This window comes from Nocardiopsis sp. NPDC006938 (genome assembly GCF_042869555.1).
In the GTDB taxonomy this organism is placed as follows: domain Bacteria; phylum Actinomycetota; class Actinomycetes; order Streptosporangiales; family Streptosporangiaceae; genus Nocardiopsis.
Window position 1 is genome coordinate 180,766 of sequence record NZ_JBIAGA010000012.1, and the last position, 20,515, is coordinate 201,280.

16 protein-coding genes are annotated in these 20,515 nt (G+C 71.4%); 12 read left to right on the forward strand and 4 right to left on the reverse strand.

The genetic code is table 11. The features are described from left to right. The first annotated feature begins 94 nt into the window (after nt 1-94). Nucleotides 95-1,048, forward strand: coding sequence for a methylmalonyl Co-A mutase-associated GTPase MeaB (gene meaB / locus ACFYL4_RS19040; protein ID WP_387519608.1), 954 nt, complete (start codon nt 95-97; stop codon nt 1,046-1,048). Between the two features lie 241 nt (nt 1,049-1,289). Here the strand turns inward: meaB and ACFYL4_RS19045 are convergent, their stop codons facing one another. Continuing rightward, nucleotides 1,290-2,969, reverse strand: a complete 1,680-nt coding sequence (locus ACFYL4_RS19045; protein ID WP_387519610.1) for a glycosyl hydrolase family 18 protein — start codon at nt 2,967-2,969, stop codon at nt 1,290-1,292. 340 nt (nt 2,970-3,309) lie between these two features. Beyond that, nucleotides 3,310-5,259, reverse strand: coding sequence for a glycosyl hydrolase family 18 protein (locus ACFYL4_RS19050; protein ID WP_387519612.1), 1,950 nt, complete (start codon nt 5,257-5,259; stop codon nt 3,310-3,312). 466 nt (nt 5,260-5,725) lie between these two features. Between ACFYL4_RS19050 and ACFYL4_RS19055 the strand changes: the two genes are divergently transcribed. From ACFYL4_RS19055 to ACFYL4_RS19085, 7 genes are all read left to right on the forward strand, one after another. Continuing rightward, nucleotides 5,726-6,247 carry a MarR family transcriptional regulator gene (locus tag ACFYL4_RS19055; RefSeq protein WP_357758391.1) on the forward strand — a complete coding sequence of 174 codons (522 nt, stop codon included), beginning with the start codon at nt 5,726-5,728 and terminating at the stop codon, nt 6,245-6,247. 77 nt (nt 6,248-6,324) lie between these two features. After that, nucleotides 6,325-8,052 carry a methylmalonyl-CoA mutase family protein gene (locus tag ACFYL4_RS19060; protein ID WP_357758303.1) on the forward strand — a complete coding sequence of 576 codons (1,728 nt, stop codon included), beginning with the start codon at nt 6,325-6,327 and terminating at the stop codon, nt 8,050-8,052. A 77-nt stretch (nt 8,053-8,129) separates the two neighbouring features. Beyond that, on the forward strand, nt 8,130-9,080 hold the full coding sequence (locus ACFYL4_RS19065) for a tetratricopeptide repeat protein (RefSeq protein ID WP_357758306.1): 951 nt from the start codon (nt 8,130-8,132) through the stop codon (nt 9,078-9,080). A 197-nt stretch (nt 9,081-9,277) separates the two neighbouring features. Beyond that, nucleotides 9,278-9,979, forward strand: a complete 702-nt coding sequence (locus tag ACFYL4_RS19070) for a cytidylate kinase-like family protein (RefSeq protein ID WP_357758309.1) — start codon at nt 9,278-9,280, stop codon at nt 9,977-9,979. Nucleotides 9,980-10,373: 394 nt separating this feature from the next. Further along, nucleotides 10,374-11,771 (forward strand): NAD-dependent malic enzyme, encoded by a 1,398-nt coding sequence (locus ACFYL4_RS19075; protein ID WP_357758312.1) that lies wholly within the window; start codon nt 10,374-10,376, stop codon nt 11,769-11,771. Between the two features lie 60 nt (nt 11,772-11,831). Continuing rightward, nucleotides 11,832-12,413, forward strand: a complete 582-nt coding sequence (locus ACFYL4_RS19080; RefSeq protein WP_387519615.1) for a YqgE/AlgH family protein — start codon at nt 11,832-11,834, stop codon at nt 12,411-12,413. Between the two features lie 76 nt (nt 12,414-12,489). Continuing rightward, on the forward strand, nt 12,490-12,732 hold the full coding sequence (locus tag ACFYL4_RS19085) for a DUF3039 domain-containing protein (RefSeq protein ID WP_357758318.1): 243 nt from the start codon (nt 12,490-12,492) through the stop codon (nt 12,730-12,732). A 97-nt stretch (nt 12,733-12,829) separates the two neighbouring features. Here ACFYL4_RS19085 and ACFYL4_RS19090 read toward each other — a convergent pair whose 3' ends face one another. Next, nucleotides 12,830-14,710 (reverse strand): HtaA domain-containing protein, encoded by a 1,881-nt coding sequence (locus ACFYL4_RS19090; protein WP_387519617.1) that lies wholly within the window; start codon nt 14,708-14,710, stop codon nt 12,830-12,832. A gap of 180 nt (nt 14,711-14,890) precedes the next feature. Next, nucleotides 14,891-16,318: a cell wall protein gene (locus tag ACFYL4_RS19095; protein ID WP_387519619.1), complete on the reverse strand. Its 1,428-nt coding sequence runs from the start codon at nt 16,316-16,318 to the stop codon at nt 14,891-14,893. A gap of 245 nt (nt 16,319-16,563) precedes the next feature. Between ACFYL4_RS19095 and ACFYL4_RS19100 the strand changes: the two genes are divergently transcribed. The 4 genes from ACFYL4_RS19100 to ACFYL4_RS19115 are packed head-to-tail and all read left to right on the forward strand — an operon-like array spanning nt 16,564 to nt 20,509. Next, nucleotides 16,564-17,655 carry a hemin ABC transporter substrate-binding protein gene (locus tag ACFYL4_RS19100; RefSeq protein WP_387519621.1) on the forward strand — a complete coding sequence of 364 codons (1,092 nt, stop codon included), beginning with the start codon at nt 16,564-16,566 and terminating at the stop codon, nt 17,653-17,655. Next, nucleotides 17,652-18,752 (forward strand): FecCD family ABC transporter permease, encoded by a 1,101-nt coding sequence (locus ACFYL4_RS19105; RefSeq protein ID WP_387519622.1) that lies wholly within the window; start codon nt 17,652-17,654, stop codon nt 18,750-18,752. The genes ACFYL4_RS19100 and ACFYL4_RS19105 overlap by 4 nt, the downstream gene beginning before the upstream one ends. Next, nucleotides 18,749-19,720, forward strand: a complete 972-nt coding sequence (locus ACFYL4_RS19110) for a heme ABC transporter ATP-binding protein (protein ID WP_357758329.1) — start codon at nt 18,749-18,751, stop codon at nt 19,718-19,720. The genes ACFYL4_RS19105 and ACFYL4_RS19110 overlap by 4 nt, the downstream gene beginning before the upstream one ends. Nucleotides 19,721-19,726: 6 nt before the next feature. Beyond that, a complete protein-coding gene (locus tag ACFYL4_RS19115; protein WP_357758332.1) occupies nt 19,727-20,509 on the forward strand; it encodes a class E sortase in 783 nt (260 codons plus the stop codon). Nucleotides 20,510-20,515: the final 6 nt, after the last annotated feature.

Below are 20,515 nucleotides of genomic sequence, written 5' to 3' on the forward strand. Positions count from 1 at the left end.
CCGTGCGCGGACCGGACCAGGGTGAGATCGTACGGGGCGGGGGCGTCGGGCCCCCGCCCCCACACACGTCCGCTGGTCGAAGTCGAGGAGTCGTATGAACGCCCCCCAGCTGGTCGAACGGGTTCGCGGGGGTGACCGCCGGGCGCTGGCCCGCGCCATCACCCTGGTCGAGAACGGTGCTCCGGGACTGCGCGAGGTCATGGCGGGGTTGGCCCCCCACACCGGCCGGGCCCGCGTGGTCGGGTTCACCGGTTCCCCCGGGGTCGGCAAGTCCACCACCACCAACGCGGTGGTGCGCGCGGTGCGGGCCCGGGACCTGACGGTCGCGGTCCTGGCGGTGGACCCCTCGTCGCCGTTCACCGGGGGCGCGCTGCTGGGTGACCGGGTGCGGATGCAGGAGCACGCCACCGACCCGGGCGTGTACATCCGCTCGATGGCCAACCGGGGGCACCTGGGCGGGTTGTCGTGGGCGACCCCGCACGCGCTGCGGGTGCTCGACGCGGCCGGGTTCGACGTGATCCTGGTGGAGACGGTCGGTGTGGGGCAGGCCGAGGTGGAGATCGCCGGTCTGGCGGACACGACGGTGGTGCTGAGCGCCCCCGGCATGGGTGACGGGGTCCAGGCCGCCAAGGCCGGTGTCCTCGAGGTCGCGGACGTGTTCGCGGTGAACAAGGCCGACCGCGACGGCGCCAAGGCGACCCTGCGCGAGCTCCGCCAGATGGTCGCGATGAAGGACCGCTCCGACGACGAGTGGAAGCCGCCGATCGCCATGACGGTGGCGGCCCGGGACGAGGGCGTCGACGAGCTCTGGGGGCGGGTGGAGGAGCACAGCGCGCACCTGGAGAAGTCCGGGGAACTGGGGGCGCGTCGGCGCCGGCGTGCCCGGGACGAGGTGGAGGCGATCGTGCTGGACCTGCTGCGCGCCCGGATGGGCGGGGTGGGTTCCGAGCACGGGCTGGAGGAGCTGGCCCGGCAGGTGGCGGACGGTGAACGCGACCCGTACGCCGCCGCCGACCTGCTGATGGCGCAGATCGGCGCGGGCGGGTAGCGGCCGTCCGCGCCGAACGGCCCGCGCCGTCGCCGGTTCCCGTGGTTCTCCTCGGGGGAGTACGGGAGCCCGGCCCGACCGTTTCCGGCGGGGCGGGTAGCGGCCGCCCCGGAAGGGGAGCGGCCGGGGCGGACCGTCGCACGTCGGTCTGCCCCGGCCTGGCGGCGGTGCTCCCCGGATCAGAGCACCGACGCCGCTGGTGCCCGCCTCCGGCCGGGGCCGGAGGCGGGGGCCTTCGGTCCTACCCGCCGAGCGCCGCGTCGATGGCGGCCATGAGGCCGCCCTCGGCATCGTCGCCGTCGATGGACCAGATCATGACGCCGCCGAGCCCGTTCTCCGTCACCCAGTCGGTCTTCTGGGTCATGGAGGTCTCGTCGTCGAACGTCCAGAAGGTCTCGCCGTCATAGAGCCAGGCCGTTCCGAGGTCGTCGTCGCGGAACAGCTCGTACCCGGGCAGCTCCTTGAGGTTGCGGTACTCCTCGGTGCCGTCGGCGTAGGTGCCGGGCGCCGGGCCCGCGGCGGGTTGGAAGAGCCCGTCGCCCTCGGGGCCGGGTTCCACGCCGGTCCAGCCCTGCCCGTAGAAGGGCACGCCCAGGACGATCTTCCCGGGGTCGACGCCCCGGTCGAGGTAGGCCTGGACGGTGGTCTGGGTGGAGATGACGTCACCCGGGTCGCGCGGGTCCGGGGCCAGGTTGGACTGGTGGTTGGTGACCGACTCCCAGGTGCCGTGGTAGTCGTAGCCCTGGACGGTGATGAAGTCCATGTTGGGCATGATCTCGTCCAGCTCGAAGCCGGTGTCGATGCGCCAGGGTCCGGCGGGCATGAACGAGCTGATCTCGTAGTGGCGGCCGGTCTCCGCGCCGAGCTCGTCGAGCTGGTCGCGGAACTCCTGGACGAGGGCGGTGAAGTTCTCCCGGTCCTCGGGCCGCACGACGTTGTGCGGGTTGCCGTCGGAGGCGGGCCACTCCCAGTCGAGGTCGATGCCGTCGAAGACGCCGTAGCCGACTCCCTCGCCGCCCGCGCCGTCGATGACGGGGAGGTTCCCCCTCAGGTACAGGTCGACGCAGGAGCTGACGAGCCGTTCGCGGGACTCGGGGGTGAGCGCGGCGTCCGAGAAGTGCCGGGACCAGTTCCATCCGCCGAGGGAGATGTTGATGGCGAGGTTGGGGTACTGCTCCTTGAGCTTGCGCAGCTGGTTGAAGTTGCCGCGCAGGGGCTGCTGGGGTCCGTCCGCGGCGCCGTCGACGCTCTCGGAGGCGGGGACCGCCCGTCCGTAGTCGGCGCGCGCGTCGCCCTGTTCGGGCTCGTTGGTCATGAAGCACTCGCCGTCGGGGCCGACGTTGCCGAACGCGTAGTTGATGTGGGTGAGCCTTCCGGCGCTGCCGGAGTCCACGAGGGCGCGCACCGGGTAGTCGCGTTCCTCGACCCCCCACTGGGTGAAGTAGGCGACGCTGAGGTCGCCGTGCCGGGGGCCCTCGTCGGGTTCTCCGGCGCAGGGCGACCCGTTGACGGTGCAGTCGAGGAGGTGGCTGTTGCCGCCGGTGTGAACGCCGTTGAACCCGAACTGGTAGGTGCCGCCAGCCGGGATCGCCGCGCCCCAGTGCGGCGGTGTCACGGTGTACCCGGTGCTGGCGGAGCCCGTGAGCGTGGCGTTCCACAGCTGGTGGACGTCGCTGCCCTCGGGGAGGTCGAACTCCAGGGTCCAGTCGGTCAGGTCCGCCCCGGAGGTGTTGTGGACGGTGATCTCACCGGTGTAGCCGGTGTTCCACCGGGCCGACTCGACGTAGGTCACCCGAAGGTCCGAGGGGTGGGCCTGTCCGGCCGGTTCGGCGGACGCGGGTGGGACGAAGAGAGCGAGTGGCGCCACCAGCGCGGCGGCGGCCGCCACGGTGAGGTGGCTTCTGAGTCGTCGTGAGCTCACGTCGCGAGGTCTCCTGGGGGGAGGGTGTCAGGGTGTGGAGGACTTCCCGCGGCCCTGACGTGGGGGGATAAATTTTTAGGAAACTTAACTAATAATTACGGGCCGAGTCAACGCCCTGTCGCCAAGTTTTCGCGGACCGGCTCCGGATTCCGGCGGTCGCGACCGGCCCGATCGGCGGATCTGTCGAGCTGGCGGGCCGGACCAGTCGCAGGAGACGGGAAGTGTCCCCTTGTGGCCACGCGCATGCCTTGACACCGGGTGCGCGAAATGAGAAAGAGCCCCGGCCGGGGGTGGCCGGGGCTCCTGGTTCCGCTGTGGGCGGAGGGGCGCGACGAAGGGGCTACGAGGTCAGCGCGGCGTCCACCGCCGCCATCAGCGAGCCGTTCGCGTCGTCACCGTCGATGGACCAGATCATCACCCCGCCCAAGCCCTGGGCCTGGGCCCAGTCGGTCTTCTGGGCCAGTGCGATCTCGTCGTCGTAGGTCCAGAAGGTGGTGCCGTCGTAGAGCCAGGCCGTGCCCAGCGCGTCGTCCCTGTGCAGGGTGAAGCCCGGCAGGTCCTTGATCACCTTCCAGTCGTCGATGCCCTGCTCGTAGGTACCCGGTGCCGGACCCGTCGCGCTCTGGAAGAGACCGTCCCCGTTCGGCCCGGGGGCGACGCCCGTCCAGCCACGGCTGTAGAAGGGCAGCCCGAGGACCATGTCGGCCGGGTCGACCCCCCGACTGACGTACTCCTGGACGGCGATCTCGCTGGAGAACCGACGCGGGCTCGGGTCGTCGGTGTCGAACACCGTGTTGGACTGGTGCGCGGTGGCGTTCTCCCAGGCGCCGTGGAAGTCGTACCCCTGCACCGTGACGAAGTCGAAGTCGGGCATGAGCAGGTCCATCTGGAACCCCGCCTCGACCTTCTCCGGGTCGGCGGGCAGGAACGCGGTCAACTCGTAGTGCCGCCCGGTCTCGGTCCCCAGGGTGTCGAGCTGGTCGCGGAACTCCCGGACGAGGGCGGTGAAGTTCTCCCGGTCCTCGGGCCGCACGACGTTGTGCTCGTGGCCCTCGCTGCCGGGCCACTCCCAGTCGAGGTCGATGCCGTCGAAGACGCCGGCCGCCGCGCCCGGCCCGCCCGCCCCGTCGAACAGGGGCAGGTTGCCGCGCAGGAACTGGTCGACGCAGGAGCTGACCATCCGCTCCCGCGATTCGGGGGTCAGGGCCGCGTCGGAGAAGTGCTCGGACCAGGTCCAGCCACCGAGGGAGATGTGCACCTTGAGGTCGGGGTACCGCTCCTTGAGCTTGCGCAGCTGGTTGAAGTTGCCCCGCAGGTCCTGGTCCCAGGTGTCGGCGACGCCGTCCACGCTCTCGTCCGCGCGGAACGAGCGGCCGTAGTCGGCCCAGGCGTCGCCCTGACCGAGCTGGTTCGCCATGAAGCACTCGCCGTTGGCGTTGACGTTGCCGAACGAGTAGTTGATGTGGGTGAGGTTCTCGGCCGTGCCGGAGGTCTCCAGGTTGCGCACCAGATAGCCCCGGTCGTAGATGCCCCACTGGGTGAAGTAGGCGACGCGGCGCTCACCGGTCGGCGAGGTGCCCGACCCCTCCACCGTGGTGGCGGTGACCGCCGCGCTCTCCGGGCCGCGGTTGTTGGAGGTGTCGAAGGCCCGGACGGTGAAGTCGTACCGGGTCAGGGGAGTGAGGCCGCCGACCGTGGCGGTGAGGGACTCGGCCCCGACCGAGCGCACGACCTGACCGTCGGAGAGGATCTCGTAGCCCGCGACGGCGACGTCGTCCGTGGCCGCGTCCCAGGAGAGGACGACGGTGTTCGAGGTGACCTCGCCGACGGTGAGGCCGCCCGGTGCGGAGGGCGGCTCCGTGTCGGGCTCGGCACCTCCGCCGGAACAGGGGGCGCCGTTCACCGTGCAGTTGACGGGTGCGGTCCCGCCGCCGCCGTGAGTGCCGTTGAAGCCGATCTGGTAGGAGCCGTTCGCGGGGATCGTGGCACCCCAGGACGGCGGGGTGAGGGTGTGCGTGTCGCCGTTCACGGTGTGGACGGCGTTCCACACGCTGGTGATCCGGACCCCGGCCGGGGTGTCGAAGCCGACGGTCCAGTCGGTGAGGTCGCTCGCGGTCTCGTTCTGGATGGTGATCTGTCCGCCGTAGCCGCTGTCCCACCGGGACGTCTCGACGTAGGTGACGGTCACGTCCCCCGGGGCGGCGGCCGCCGGTGCGGGGGAGAGGGCGAGGGGCGCGACCAGCAGAGCCGCGGCCAACGCGGCGAGCCGGTTTCTCAGAGGTGTTCTCACGGAGGGGTCTCCTCTTGGGGGGAGGGGGAGGCCGGAGGACCGCGGGGGCGGGGCTCCGTTGGAGAAGGGAGTCCTTGCGGAGGGGCGTGTCGAGTTCGAGCGGTGGTTCCATGGACGGTGGCGAACGGGCCATAGCGCCTCTGAGGTGGGGAAACCATTTTTTAGGAAAGTTAACTAATGGTTTTCGCGGAGTCAATGAGAGTGCGCGGACTCCTTTCGCCTCTCGTGGCGGGAGGGCGCGTTCTCCTCGCCGCCGACCGGCTTTTCCAAGTTGGGGTACCGGACCAGTGCCGAGCGGTCCGCGTGTCCCGTTCCGGTCAGGTAACCCCCCTTGTCCTTTCCCGTCGGTCGTGGGCCGTCCGGGTGCGAGGTGTGCGGCGCGGGGTTCCGCACCGGTGGGCCCGGCGCCTTCGCGGGGGTCGGAGGGGCGTGGTGTACGGCCTAGAGTGACGGCGTGGGAAACCCTTTGAACCTTCCGTTCGACCCGATCGAGCGCGCTCACGACAACTGGAGTCAGAGGTGGGGTGCCTCGCCCGCCATGGCGGCGGTCACCTCCCTCATGCGCGCGCAGCAGATCCTCATCGGCGAGCTGGACGGCACGCTCAAGCCGTTCGGTCTGACCTTCGCCCGCTACGAGGCGCTGGTCCTGCTCACCTTCAGCGCCACCGGTTCACTGCCGCTGGGCAAGATCGGTGAGCGTCTGATGGTGCACCCCACCAGTGTCACCAACACCATCGACCGGCTGGAGGGGCAGGGCCTGGTGCTCCGCCGCCCCAACCCGAGCGACGGCCGGGGCGTGCTGGCGGAGATCACCGAGTCCGGTCGCGAGGTCACCGAGGAGGCCACGCGGGCGCTCCTCGCCATGGACTTCGGGCTCGGCTGCTACTCCGACGAGGAACTGTGGGGCGTGCACCAGCTGCTCACCCGGCTCCGCGTGGACTTCGGTGACTTCCCGGCTCCGGTCGCGGGGGCGGCCGAGCGGCACTGACGGGCCGTCGCGTCCGACGCCGCGCGCCGCGGGCGCCCCGTCTGTACATATTTAGTTGGACGTCCTACTATTTGCGTATGGCGAACACCACAGGAGGCCCCACCGACGGCGGGGCCCAGGAGATCGAGGCCGGACGCGACCGCTGGCAGCGCCGCTACGACTCCGCACGCAAGCGCGACGCCGACTTCACCTCGCTGTCCGGACGGCCCCTGGAACCCGTCTACGGACCCCGGCCCGGCGCCGAGGTCCCCGGCTTCGAGCGCGTCGGCTGGCCCGGAGAGTACCCCTACACCCGCGGGCTCTACCCGACCGGCTACCGGGGCCGCGCCTGGACCATCCGCCAGTTCGCCGGGTTCGGCAACGCCACCCAGACCAACGAGCGCTACAAGATGATCCTCGCCCAGGGCGGCGGGGGCCTCTCGGTCGCCTTCGACATGCCCACCCTGATGGGGCACGACTCCGACTCACCGCACGCCCTCGGCGAGGTCGGGCACTGCGGCGTGGCCGTCGACTCCGTCGCCGACATGGACCTGCTCTTCGACGGCATCCCCCTCGGCGAGACCACCACGTCCATGACCATCAGCGGCCCCGCCGTCCCCGCCTTCTGCATGTACCTCGTCGCGGCCGAACGCCAGGGCGTCGACATCGGCGGCCTCAACGGCACGCTCCAGACCGACATCTTCAAGGAGTACATCGCCCAGAAGGAGTGGCTGTACCCGCCCGAACCCCACCTGCGCCTCATCGGCGACCTGATGGAGTACTGCGCGGAGCACATCCCCGCCTTCAAACCGCTCTCCGTCTCCGGCTACCACATCCGCGAGGCCGGAGCCACGGCCGCGCAGGAGCTCGCCTACACGCTGGCCGACGGGTTCGGCTACGTGGAACTGGGGCTCTCCAGGGGCCTGGACATCGACCGCTTCGCCCCCGGGCTGTCCTTCTTCTTCGACGCCCACATCGACTTCTTCGAGGAGATCGCCAAGTTCCGCGCGGCCCGCCGCATCTGGGCCCGCTGGATTCGCGACACCTACGGCGCGAAGACCGAGAAGGCCCAGTGGCTGCGCTTCCACACCCAGACCGCGGGGGTGTCCCTCACCGCGCAGCAGCCCTACAACAACGTGGTGCGCACCGCCGTCGAGGCGCTCTCCGCGGTGCTCGGCGGCACCAACTCGCTGCACACCAACGCCCTCGACGAGACCCTGGCCCTGCCCACCGAGCAGTCCGCCGAGATCGCCCTGCGCACCCAACAGGTCCTCATGGAGGAGACCGGTGTCGTCAACGTCGCCGACCCGCTCGGCGGCTCCTGGTACGTGGAGGCCCTCACCGACGAGATCGAGGCCGAGGCCGAACGGATCTTCGAGCAGATCCTCCGCATGGGCGGGGGAGAGGACGCCGAGCACGCCATCGGACCGATGACCTCGGGCATCCTCGCCGGGATCGGCAACGGCTACTTCAGCTCCGAGATCGCCGAGTCCGCCTTCCAGTACCAGCAGGCCCTGGAGAAGGGCGACAAGCGCATCGTCGGCGTCAACTGCCACACCGACACCGTCTCCGGCGAACTCGACATCCTCAAGATCAGCCACGAGGTCGAACACGAGCAGAAGCGCGCCCTCGCCGAACGCCGCGCCGCCCGCGACCAGACCGCCGTCGACCGCGCCCTCGCCCGTCTCCTGGAGGGCGTCCGGGCCGAGGACGGCAACCTCGTCCCGCTGATCATGGACGCCGCCCGTGCCGAGGCCACCCTGGGCGAGATCTGCGCCACGATGGGGGAGGAGTTCGGGGACTACACGGAGGACCCGCAGTTCTGACCGCGCCTGTTCCCTCCCCGTCCCCGGGTGGGGCGGGGAGTCCTCGGAGCGCTCCGGGATACGGCAGGATAGGGAACATGCAGCCTTCGGACTTTTCACCGAACAGTGCGGTTGACCTCGGGGCGCGCAAGGCGGCCTTGGAGCGTGAGGCCAAGCAGCGCGCCGACGAGTCGGCCGGTCGAACCAACCCCTACTCCGTCAACGCCGACGAGTCCAACTTCCAGCAGGTGCTGGAGCGGTCACTGGACGCCCCGGTCGTGATGGCGGTGCTGGCGAGCTGGTCCGAGCAGTCCAAGCAGGTCGAGGCGGTCCTCGACCGGCTCTCCCTGGGCTCCGGCGGGAACTGGCTCCTGGCCAAGATCGACAGCGACGCCAGCCCGCAGCTGGTGCAGGCGCTCCGCGTGTCCGGCACCCCCACGATCATCATCGCGGTCCAGGGGCAGGTCATGCCCCTGATGCAGGGTCCGGCCACCGAGGAGCAGCTGCGCGACGCCCTGACCCAGGTGTTCGGCGCGCTCGCCCAGCAGGGGATGCTGCCGCCCGACCACCCCGGCACGGTGGACGGCGATCCCTCCGCGGTGCGGGAGGAAGAGCCCGAGGAGGAGGCTCCGGCGTCGGACCCGGTCGCCGCGCGGGCCAGGGAGTTCCTGGACCGGGGCGACTTCGAGGGCGCGGCCGGTGTCTTCGAGAAGGCCTTGGAGGAGGACCCGAGGAACGCCGACCTCAAGGCCCAGATCGCCCAGATCAGGCTGGTCGGACGCCTCCAGGACGTGGACGGCCCCGCCGTGCGGGAGACAGCGGACTCCGACCCCTCGAACGTGGACGCCCAGATCACCGTGGCCGACATCGACCTGTACGGCGGCGACTACGAGGCCGCCTTCGACCGGCTCGTGGAGACGGTCCGGCGCACCTCGGACGAGGACCGGAACCGGGTGCGCGCGCACCTGCTCTCCCTGTTCGACATCCTCCCCGCGGGCGACCCCCGGGTGAACGCGGCCCGCCGCAAGCTCACCTCGGCGCTGTTCTAGACCACCAGGACCGGCCCCGGATCGACGGACACCCCCGTCGATCCGGGGCCGATTTTCCTTTTGGTGTGTTTTCTCCCGGTGTGTCACAAGGAGCGGCAAAATGGTGCATATTTGCTGAGGTGAAGACGGCGGGATAGCCCGCCGGTCACGGGGTAGAAGCTGGGGAGAACTTCCGTCCGACGTGCGGCAGGTGTCCCATGGCGACCAACGACGCGGCCCCGGTGGTCACGGTCTCGGCGACCTTCGGCGCGGGCGGCAGCGTGATCGGCCCCGCCGTCGCCGCCCGCCTCCACGTTCCCTTCCTGGACCGGGCGGTGCCCAGCGCGGTGGCGGCCGAGATCGGCTGTTCCCTGGACGAGGCGCTCCAGCGCGACGACCGCGCCCCCGGAGGTTTCGAGCGGCTCCTCGCCAGCGCCGCGCGCCTGCCCACGGTCACGCTCGGCAGCGTGGACTCCGGCTTCGTCGGGACCACCAACGGGGAGGGGCGCCTCCTCTACGACCACGAGTTCGTGGAACAGACCGAACGCGTCATCCGCGACGTCGCCCGCACGGGGGGCGTGGTGCTGGGGCGTGCCGCCGCCGTGGTCCTGGCCGGTCATCCGGGAGCACTCCACGTGCGGTTGGACGGCGACCGCGAGGCGCGTCTGAGCCGGGCGAGGAGTCTGTGGGAGACCGGCGACCGGGGGGAGTTCGGCGGTCGCGGCTGGGGGCCCGACGCGCCCACGCTCCGCCTGTTGGACGACAACGACCGGGCCCGTGCCGCCTACGTGCGCCGCTTCTACCGGACCGATCCGGCCGACCCCGGTCTCTACCACCTGGTGGTCGACTCCACGGCCCTGTCCACCGACGCCTGCGCGGACGTGGTGGTGCGCGCCGCGACCGACCGCGCCCGGGGGTAGGGCGGCGTTCACGGGGAAGGCGCCCCGCGGAAGGTCGGAATTAATGCGATTTTTTCCGAAGGCGTTAATTGTCGCCTTGTGCTGACGTTACCCGCTTGACTCGGGTAAGGTGAGGCGACTCGGTTGCGGGCTTCCATGTACCGCCCCCGCCCGGCAGCCGAGACCCGCGCGGACGCCCGATGACCGGGTGTTCCACGGCGGGACGCGCAACCGTCACGGACCAGTGTCCGTCGGCGCGCAGGCGCCGACGAGCCCTCACCGGGCCGGCCACGGAGTGCAGGCCGTTCGCCCGACCCCCGGTGGAGGAGACCCGACGTCGGTCCGTACGTCCACGGGAGGGGCCGCCGGTGTGCCCCGCGGACGCATGACATCAGCAAAAGCCAAGGAGCAATACGTGGCCACCCTTCCCAGCGTTTCGTACTCCATCACCGTCCGCCTCGAACTGGACGCCGGAGGCAGCGCGGTCGGCAGCCTCACCAACGCGGTGGAGCAGGTCGGCGGCATGATCACCGCCCTGGACGTGGCGGCCGCTGGGCACGAGCGCATCCGCATCGACGTCACCTGCGCCGCCCGCGACACCGATCACGCCCAGGCCATCGTCGACGCCCTCGGCGGCGTCGAGGGCGTCGTGGTCCACAAGGTGAGCGACCGCACCTTCCTCATGCACCTCGGCGGCAAGATCGAGATGAAGTCCAAGGTGCCGCTGCGCAACCGCGACGAGCTCTCCATGGCCTACACCCCCGGTGTCGCCCGCGTCTCCCAGGCCATCGCCGCCAACAAGGACGACGCCCGCCGCCTGACCATCAAGCGCAACAGCGTCGCCGTGGTCACCGACGGCTCGGCCGTGCTCGGCCTGGGCAACATCGGCCCCGAGGCCGCCATGCCCGTCATGGAGGGCAAGGCCGCCCTGTTCAAACGCTTCGCCGACATCGACGCGTGGCCCATCGCCCTGGACACCCAGGACGTCGACGAGATCGTCCGCACCGTCCAGCTGCTCGCCCCCGGCTTCGGCGGCATCAACCTGGAGGACATCTCCGCGCCGCGCTGTTTCGAGGTCGAGGCCCGCCTGCGCGAGCTCCTCGACATCCCCGTCTTCCACGACGACCAGCACGGCACCGCGATCGTCGTCCTGGCGGCCCTGCGCAACGCGCTGCGCGTCGTCGACAAGAAGCTCTCCGAGGTCCGTATCGCCATGTCCGGCGCGGGCGCGGCCGGTACCGCCATCCTCAAGCTGCTCATGCACGCCGGCGCGCGCGACATCATCGTCAGCGACGTCCACGGGGCCGTGCACGCGGGCCGTGACAACCTGGACAGCAACCTGCGCTGGATCGCGGAGAACACCAACCAGGACGGCTACAGCGGCGACCTCAAGGGCTCCGTGGCCGGGGCCGACGTCTTCATCGGCGTCTCCGCCCCCAACCTGCTCGGTGGCGAGGACATCGCCGAGATGAACGAGGACTCGATCATCTTCGCGCTGGCCAACCCCGACCCCGAGGTCGACCCCGAGGTCGCGCACCTGCACGCGGGCGTGGTGGCCACCGGCCGCAGCGACTACCCGAACCAGATCAACAACGTCCTGGTCTTTCCCGGCTTCTTCCGGGGGCTGCTGGACGCCCAGAGCCACCACGTCACCTCCGACATGATGGTCGCCGCCGCCGAGGCCCTCGCCGACGTGGTCAGCGAGGACGAGCTGGGCCCGAACTACATCATTCCGAGCGTGTTCCACTCGGACCTGTCCACCCACGTGGCCACCGCCGTGCGCGAGGTCGCCCAGCGCGGCGCCGCCGAGTAGCGGTTCGCTCCATCCGGCGAGGGGCGACCACGGGGCCGGTTTTCCGGGTAGGTGTGGACCATGGACCAGTCGACTCTGACCGGGCGCCTGCTGGTGGCCGCCCCCCTCCTCCAGGAGGACTCCTTCCGCCGTTCGGTGGTGTTCGTCGTGGACGACGCCGCGGACGGCAGCCTGGGAGTGATCCTCAACCGCCCCCTCGGCCTCCCCGTGGACGAGGTGGTGACGGACTGGGGGCCCTACACGAGCTCCCCCTCGGTGATGTTCTCCGGCGGGCCGGTGGGCACCGACTCGGGGATCGCTCTCGGGATCGCGTCCCCGGAGCTGGCGGTGTCGGGATGGACCCCCTTGGAGGGGGTGGGAACCGGACCGGAGCTGGCCGGGGTCGGGATGGTGGACCTGGAGGCCCCCACCGACGACCTGGGCATGGAGCTGGGAGCCCTGCGTGTGTTCGCCGGATACGCGGGCTGGGGCGCCGGTCAGCTGGCGGGGGAGGTCGAGGAGGGCGCGTGGTACGTGGTGGACGCCCACGCCCGCGACCTCTTCGGGGACGAACCCGAGACCCTGTGGTCGCGGGTGCTGCGCCGGCAGGGCGGCCGGTTGGCCCTGTTGTCCACCTATCCTGACGATCCGACCCTGAACTGACCGGTTTTCCCAGGGCTTCGAAGTGGGGCGCGTCACCCGATACCGTGGTAGACGGACGTTGAAAGGTGTGAGGACGATGTCGATGGATGTCCTGAACAAGGTTCTGCCGGACAGCGAGACCAGGCCGGACATCTCGCACGACGACGGGGACCGGGAACGGTTCGCCCACTACGTGCAGAAGGACAAGATCACCCAGAGCGCGGTGACCGGCGACCCGGTGATCGCGCTGTGCGGCAAGGTCTGGGTGCCCAACCGGGACCCGAAGAAGTTCCCCGTGTGCCCCGACTGCAAGAAGGCGTACGAGGACATGATGAAGTGACGGCCCTTCGTGGCCGGTACGCGGAAGGGCCCTGACCCACCCCCATGGGGTGAGCCAGGGCCCTTCGTGCCGTCCGGGGGGCGGGAGCCCCCGTGGATCAGGCCGCTGCGCCCGCCCGACGGCGGGTGGCGACCAGCGCGGTGCCGCCCGCGGCCGTCGCGACGACGGCCGCGACCAGGAGACCGGTCAGGGCCACACCGGTGTTGGGCAGGCCCGGCTTGCCGCCGCCCTCACCGGGCCCGGGGGTGGGGTTCGGGGTCGGCTCCGGTACGCCGCCCCCGTTACCGCCGCCGGGGACGGTCACGTCCTTGTCGACGCTCACGGTGAGGGTGATCGGGTCGAGCGCCTCGCCCGCGCCGTAGAAGTCGGCGAAAGCGGGGACGCCGTCGGCGGTCAGGGTGGCCGGGATCGGGCCCCAGGACAGCACGCCCTCGTCCAGCTCGTGTCCGACGCCGGACAGGTCCAGGTCGGCGAAGGCCACGTCGTCGTAGGTGACGAGCTCCTCGTCCGTGAGGGACTTGCTCACCACGTCCGCGTAGAGGGTCCCCGTGTCACCGTCGATCTCCACCCGGGGGTCGGTGACGGTCATGTGCAGCAGCGGATCGGCGCCGCCGTAGACGTGGCCCTCGAACAGCACGCTGCCGGCGAAGTCGATCTCCGCGACCTCCTCCTCCAGGTTCACGCTGCCCGTGCCGTCGGTGAAGGCGAACGTGTCGTCCTCGTTGCGGGTGGCCCCGTCCTCGGTGCGGATGGTGCCCTTGGCGATGTTCCCCTCGATGTAGGTGCGGAAGGACTCCTTCACACCCCAGTCGGCGCGGCCGTTGTACACGGTCAGGTCACCCTGGGGGGTCTCGCCGCCGTCGTCGCCGTCATCGCCCCCGCCGTCGTCACCGGTGGCGAAGGAGACGGGGGTCCACACGTCCTGGTCGCGGTTGTCCAGGTCGTTGCGGTCGTTGAACACCGCGACGTAGCACTGGACCTCCAGGCAGTCGTAGGCGGTGCCGCCCTTCTCGAAGGCGCCGACGACGTCGAGGTCGGTGCCGAACGCGCCGTCCGCGTCGGGCGCGGTTCCCTCACGCAGCCACACGCCGCTCCCGTACCAGTGCTGCGGATACGCGGTGTCCGACCGAGCGATGCCGGTCAGCGCCACGTACACGCCCGCCCCGGGGCGGAAGCCGGTGCCGTCCACGCGGACGGTCTGACCCTCGGGGTCGAGGTCACTGGTCGGGCTGACCCGTACCTCGGGGTCGAGGACGGGCTCCTCGGGCCCCTCGGGGTCGGTCGGGTCGGTGGCCTCGACCACCTCGGAGGTGAAGGACAGCGGGTCCATGGGGTCGCCCGCCGCGTAGAAGCTGGCGAAGGGCTTCACGGCGTCGGCGTGCAGGGTCCCGGCCTCGGAGGTGAAGGTGATCACGTCACCGTCGACACCGATCTCGGCGCCGGTCAGCTCCGCCACCGCGACCTCCCCGTACTCGACGAGGTCGCCCGGGGGCAGTGACGGGTCGGCGCCCGCGAACGCGCGGCTGGTGACGTCCGCGTGGACGGTGGCCGCGCCCTGGCCGTCGAACTCCACGCGGGGATCTGCCACGCGGATCTCCAGGACGGGCCCCTGGCCGTAGTCGTGGCCGGTGAAGACCACACCGCCGGAGAAGCTCACCTCGCCGGAGGAGTCCTCCTTGGAGACGGTGCCGCCGATGGTGGGGAAGTCCAGGGTGCCGTCGGTGTTGCGGGTGGCGCCGTCGACCGCCTCGTAGCCGCCGTGGGCGATGGGACTGGACACGTAGTTGCGGAAGGACTGCTTGACGCCCCAGGTGGCGGAGCCCTGGGTGACGGAGACGGGGGACTCGTCGGCCAGCGCCGGTGCCGCCGCCAGGGTGAGCGAGGCGCCGAGGGCGGCCGCTCCCGTGAGGGAGACGAGGGAGCGCAGGCAACGACGGAGCCCGTCCGTCCCTCCCGCTCTCGTGGAGGTTGTGCTCATGGGTGACTGTTCCTGTCGACTCGGGGGATGGACGGGTGCCGGTTCCGGTCGCGCACCGGTTCCGGGCGGGGAGTGGGGCAGCGGGCCCGAGGGCTGAGCGGGTGCTGGTGGGACCGCTGAGGGAAAACGTGGTCGGTCGGGCCGAGGAGGCCGGGTGGCCGATCCCGACCCGGAGCGTGCCTAGGTGGTCGTCGGGAGCGGGGCCGGGGTGGTGCCACGGCGGCGCGCGGCGAACAGCGCCACCGCACCGGCCAGGACGGCCACGGCGGCGGCCAGGACCAGGCCTGCGAGGGAGGAGCCGGTCGTGGCGAGCGGACCGCCGGCGCCTCCCGCGGCACCACCGGACCCCGCGCCGCCGGAGCCGGAGGACGCGGTTCCGCCGCCGGTGCTCCCGGGGCCGGTCGCGCCGTCTCCGGACGCGCCGCCGTTCCCGCCGTTCCCGCCGGTCGCTCCGGGGTCGCCGGTCTGGCCGTCGAACGTCACGGGGACGAAGACGTCCTGTCCCCGGTCGCTGGAGCGGGTGTGGTCGTTGCGGGTCACGACGGCGCAGTCCGTTGCTGCGGAGAGGCAGTCGGTGTGCTCGTCCGACCCCTTGACCGTGAGTTCGACGGTGAACCCGCCGTCGGTACCGCTACCGGTGTAGGGGGTGGCCAGGCCCTCGCCGTAGGGCGGCGGGTTGCTGGAGACCCAGGCTGAGGAGCCGCCCTCGCCCTCCATGTCCACGCCGCCGATACACGGGCTGGGCGCCTGGGTGGAGCTGGCGTTCGCGGTGTCGCACAGGGCGACGTAGACGCCCTTGGAGGTGTCGTAGCCCGTACCGGTCACGGTCACCTTCTCACCGGAGGGATCGAGCCCGCTGGTCCTGGAGACCGTCAGGGTCGGGCTGCCCGGGGTCCGGGGCAGGGTCCGCGGTGCGGACTGGGCCTGGGGGGCCGCGGGCGCCGGGACCGAGGCGGGAGCCGGAGCCTGGGGCGGGGTGCGCGGTGCCGACGGTGCGGCGGGCGCGGCGAAGCTTACGGGGACCACACCGATGACGGGGGCGCTCCGGGGCCGCGCCGAGACGACCTCGGTCCCCTCCACGTCCCGGGTGTCCGGGGCGGTGTCGTCCCCGGGTTCCGGGGAGCCGGGAGCGGAGGGTGCGGGTGCCTCCGGGGCGGTCACCTCGGGAGTGGGAGCACCGGCGACCTCGGTCAGGACGATCTCGAAGGCGTCCTCGGCCGTGTCGAGTCCGGCCTCGGCGGCGAACGCGGCCGTGATCGCGAGATCCGTGCCGAACAGACCGTGCTCGTCGACCTCGACCAGGACCGCGTTCTCGTCGTCCAGGACGGCGTTCTCGTCGGAGTCCGCGGCCGGTGCGGCCTCGGCGGGCACGGCCCGGGTGGTGATCTCGATCCGGCTGCCGGGGTCGTGCCCGATCCCGGTCACCGTGACGGAGTCGCCCAGGGGATCGAGCCCCTCGGTGCGGTCGACGGCGGTGGTCCGGGGCGGGACGGGTTCTTCGGACGGGGCGGTGAGCGCCGTCGCGGGCAGGGCGGTGGACAGCACCGTCGCGGCGGCGACGGCGGCCAGGGCGGGGAGGAACCCACGGAGGGATACCGCTGCTTGCATCGGGGGCCTTCGCGTTCGTGCGGGCGGTCGGACGGTGTCCGGCGCCCGCGGGTCCTGGGGAATGGAGTTAAGGTTATGCTTACCTTGGCAAAGTGAGCCTTACCTAACTTGATCCCGCGCTGGAACAGTGGAACACCACGCCGCCATGGTTGTCAAGAAGATGACGACCTGTCGTGAAAAGTGCCGTGTCGCTTCCCCGCTCCCCGGCGACACCCGGCACACGGATCACATCGAAAGCGACCGCCATGCCTCACGCCGTCCCCCGATTCCCCCTGCGCGGACACCCTGGAACAGGACCGGCCGCCGTCCTGCTCGCCGTGGCCTGCGCCCTCGCCCTGACCTCCTGTACCGGGTCCCCCGCCCCCGAGGACGCGTCGGCGGGCGAGGACATCTCGGCACTCGCGGAGAACCGGCTCCAGATGCTGGCGGACGTCCCCGACCCCGAACTCCCCGTCACCGTCGACTCGGTCGTCCTCGACCCCTACCGCACCAGCGCCGACCCCCTGGAGTACGAGGAGGTCGAGGTCACCGACGCCAGCCGCGTCCTCCCGCTCACCGGGAGCCTCGCGGAGATCGTCTTCACCCTCGGCCTCGGTGACCGGGTGGTCGGCCGCGACGTCGCCGCCACCTTCGACGAGGCCGCCGACCTGCCCGTGGTCAGCGAGGGCCACGACGTCTCCGCCGAGTCCGTCCTCGCACTGAGGCCCACGGTGGTCCTGGCCGACACCCAGACCGGACCGCCCGAGGTGATCGAACAGGTCCAGCGCAGCGGGGTCCCCGTCGTCATCGTCGAGGAGGCCTGGTCCTTCGACGAGATGTACCCCCGCTTCGAGCGGGTCGCGGAGGCGCTCGGCGTCCCCGCCGCCGGTTCCCGACTGGTCGAACGCACTCGGGAGCAGATGGACGGGGTGCGCGAGACCTCCCTGGAGGCCAGCGGCGACCCCCTGGTCGCCTTCCTCTACCTGCGCGGCACCGCCGGGGTCTACCTGCTCGGCGGGCCCGGATCGGGCGCGGACGCCATGCTCTCCGAGATCGGGGCCCGGGACGCCGGGGTCGAGATGGGTCTGACCACACCCTTCACACCCATCACGACCGAAGCGCTCATTGAGGCCCAGCCGGACGTCCTGCTCGTCATGACCAAGGGCCTGGAGTCGGTGGGCGGTGTGGAGGGCCTGGTCGAGATCCCCGGCGTCGCCCAGACCCCGGCCGGACGGAACGGGGCCGTCATCGACTTCGAGGACGGCGTCCTGCTCAACTTCGGGCCGCGCACCCCCCAGGTCATCGTGGCCCTGGCCGAGGAACTGGCCGCGATCCCCGACGACGGGGGCACCGCGTGACCGCGCTCGGCCGACGACCCGCCACCGCGACCGGGAGCCCGTCGGACGGCGGCGGCCTGGCCCCCCGCAGACTGCGCTCCGGGCTCCTCCTCGGCGTCCTCGCCGCCACGCTCGTGACCGTCACCGTCGTGGCCGCCGGGATCGGCGCCTACCCCATCCCAGCGGTCCAGGTGGCGGCGTCACTCCTCCAGGAGGTCGGTCTCGACGTCGGTCCCGAACCCGACCAGATCGCCCACACCGTCCTGTGGGACGTGCGACTGCCCCGCGTCGCCCTCGCCGTCATGGTCGGCGCGGCCCTGGGCAGCGCGGGCGCCATCATGCAGGGTGTCTTCGGCAACCCCCTCGCGGAACCGGGGGTGATCGGTGTCTCCGCCGGCGCGGCGGTCGGCGCGATCGTCGTCATCTTCACCGGCGCCACCGTGCTCGGCCACTGGACCGTCATCGCCTCGTCCTTCGTGTTCGGCCTGGCCACGACCCTGTTCGTGTACGTCTTCGCGCGCTCACACGGCCGGACCGAGGTGGTCACCCTCCTGCTCACCGGTATCGCGGTCAACGCCATCGCCGGTGCCGCGATCGGTCTGATGACCAACTTCTCGCAGGACTCCGAGATCCAGACCATCACGTTCTGGCAGCTGGGCAGCGTCTCCACCGCCACCTGGTCCAAGGTCGCGGCGATCACGCCCTGCCTGCTCCTCGGACTGTCGGTGATCCCGGTCTACGCCCGCCGCCTGGACCTGCTCGCCCTCGGGGAGGGCCCCGCCCGCCACCTGGGCGTGGACGTCGAACGGATGCGCCTGGTGCTCATCGGCGCCATGGCGCTGCTCACGTCGGCGGCGGTCGCCTTCGCCGGTGTCGTCGCCTTCGTGGGGCTCGTGGTCCCGCACATCATCCGCATGATGACCGGACCCGGCCACCGGGTGCTGCTGCCCGCCTCCGCGCTCGGCGGCGGACTGCTGCTGCTCGCGGCCGACCTGCTGGCCCGCACGGTCGCCGCGCCCGCCGAGATCCCGCTCGGCGTGGTCACCGCAGCCCTGGGCGGCCCGTTCTTCTTCTTCCTCCTCTACCGCACCCGCGCCAAGCAGGGAGGGTGGTCGTGACCGCCGACACCACGCGTCCCCCCGGCACCAGTGCCGCCACCCCCTCCGGGCACGCCCCACGGCGTTCGGTCCTCGCGCGGGGCTGGGCGGCGGCCGTCGCCCCCCTCACTCGCGCACCGGCTTCACCCGCACCGTCCGAACCCGGCTCCGTGGTCGTGCGCGCGGAGGGCCTCACCGTCCGCCGGGGCGGGCGCTCCCTGCTCGACGGGATCGACCTCACCGTCCGTGCCGGTGAGCTCCTGGCCCTGGTCGGCCCGAACGGAGCGGGCAAGTCGACCCTGCTCTCCGCGCTGTCGGGTGACGTCGTCGCGGGGGAGTCCCGGGGCGACCGCGACTCCGGGACGGTGCGCCTGCTCGGTCGTGCCCTTTCGGAGTGGAGCCCGCCCGAACTGGCCCTACGCCGCGCCGTCCTGCCGCAGGAGGCGGCCGTCAGCTTCCCGTTCTCCGTCACCGAACTCGTCGCGATGGGGCGCGCCCCCTGGGCCGGGCTGAGCACCCCGGACCAGGACGAGTGCCTCGTCCGGGCCGCCATGGAGAGGACGGGGGTGGCGCACCTGGCCCACCGCCGTTTCCCCACGCTCTCGGGTGGGGAGAGGGCCCGCGTCATGTTCGCCCGGGTCCTCGCGCAGGACACCCGCCTGCTGCTCCTCGACGAGCCGACCGCGGCACTGGACATCCGCCACCAGGAACTCGTGCTGTCCGTCGCGCGTGACCTCGCGTCCCTCGGTGGGGCGGTTATCGTGGTCCTGCACGATTTGGGGCTTGCGGCCGCCTACGCCCATCGTGTGGCGGTACTCTCCGGAGGACAGGTCGCCGCGCGGGGAACCCCCGCAGACGTGTTCAGCTCGTCGCTCCTCAGCGCTGTGTACCGACACGAGGTCGAAGTTCTGCCGCATCCGCGTACGGGGGTCCCGCTCGTCGTCCCCCTCCGGCCGCCCGGGTGCACACGAAAGCGTCCACAGGAGTAGGTCGTATTGGTGTCCACAACTGAACGGCAGTCCCACGATGAGCCGTACCCCTCCGACGGGGGTCGCGAACGGCGCGCACGCGGTCGCAGACGCCGCGCGCGCCCCCGGACCACCCCCGGCGACGTGGTCCGGGGCGTCGTCCGCCTCTTCGGCGAGATCCTCCTGACGGCGGGTCTGCTGATGCTCTTCTACGCCGCCTACGAGGTGTACGGCTCCCAGTGGGAGACCGACCGCGAGCAGCAGGGCCTGGCCGACGGCCTGGACGACGCATGGGCCGCGGCGGAGGAACGGGGACCGGACTCCGAGCCGCTCCCGGGCAGCGCCGACAGCCGTCTGTACGTGCCGAGCCTGGACCTGGAGTGGGTGGTGGTCAACGGCACCACCCCCGACGACATCCGCTACAGCCCCGGCCGCTACACGGAGTACGACAGCTCGCCCGGCGAACTCGGCAACTACGGTGTCGCCGCGCACCGCACCCCCGGTCTCTTCTGGGACCTGGACCTGCTCGACGACGGCGACGTCATGGTGCTGGAGGACGGGGAGAACTTCTACACCTACGAGGTCTTCCGTGAGGAGACCGTTCTGCCCGAGGACTTCTGGGTGGTCAACCCGGACCCCTTCGAGGAGGCCTCCGAGGAGGAGCCGGGCCGGGCGCTGCTCACCCTCACCACGTGCGCTCCCAAACTCAACAACACGCACCGGCTCATCGTCTGGGCCGAGCTGACCGAGACCACACCCAAGTCCGAGGGCATGCCCGACAGCATCGCCCACATGGCACCGGACGCCTAGGAGAGG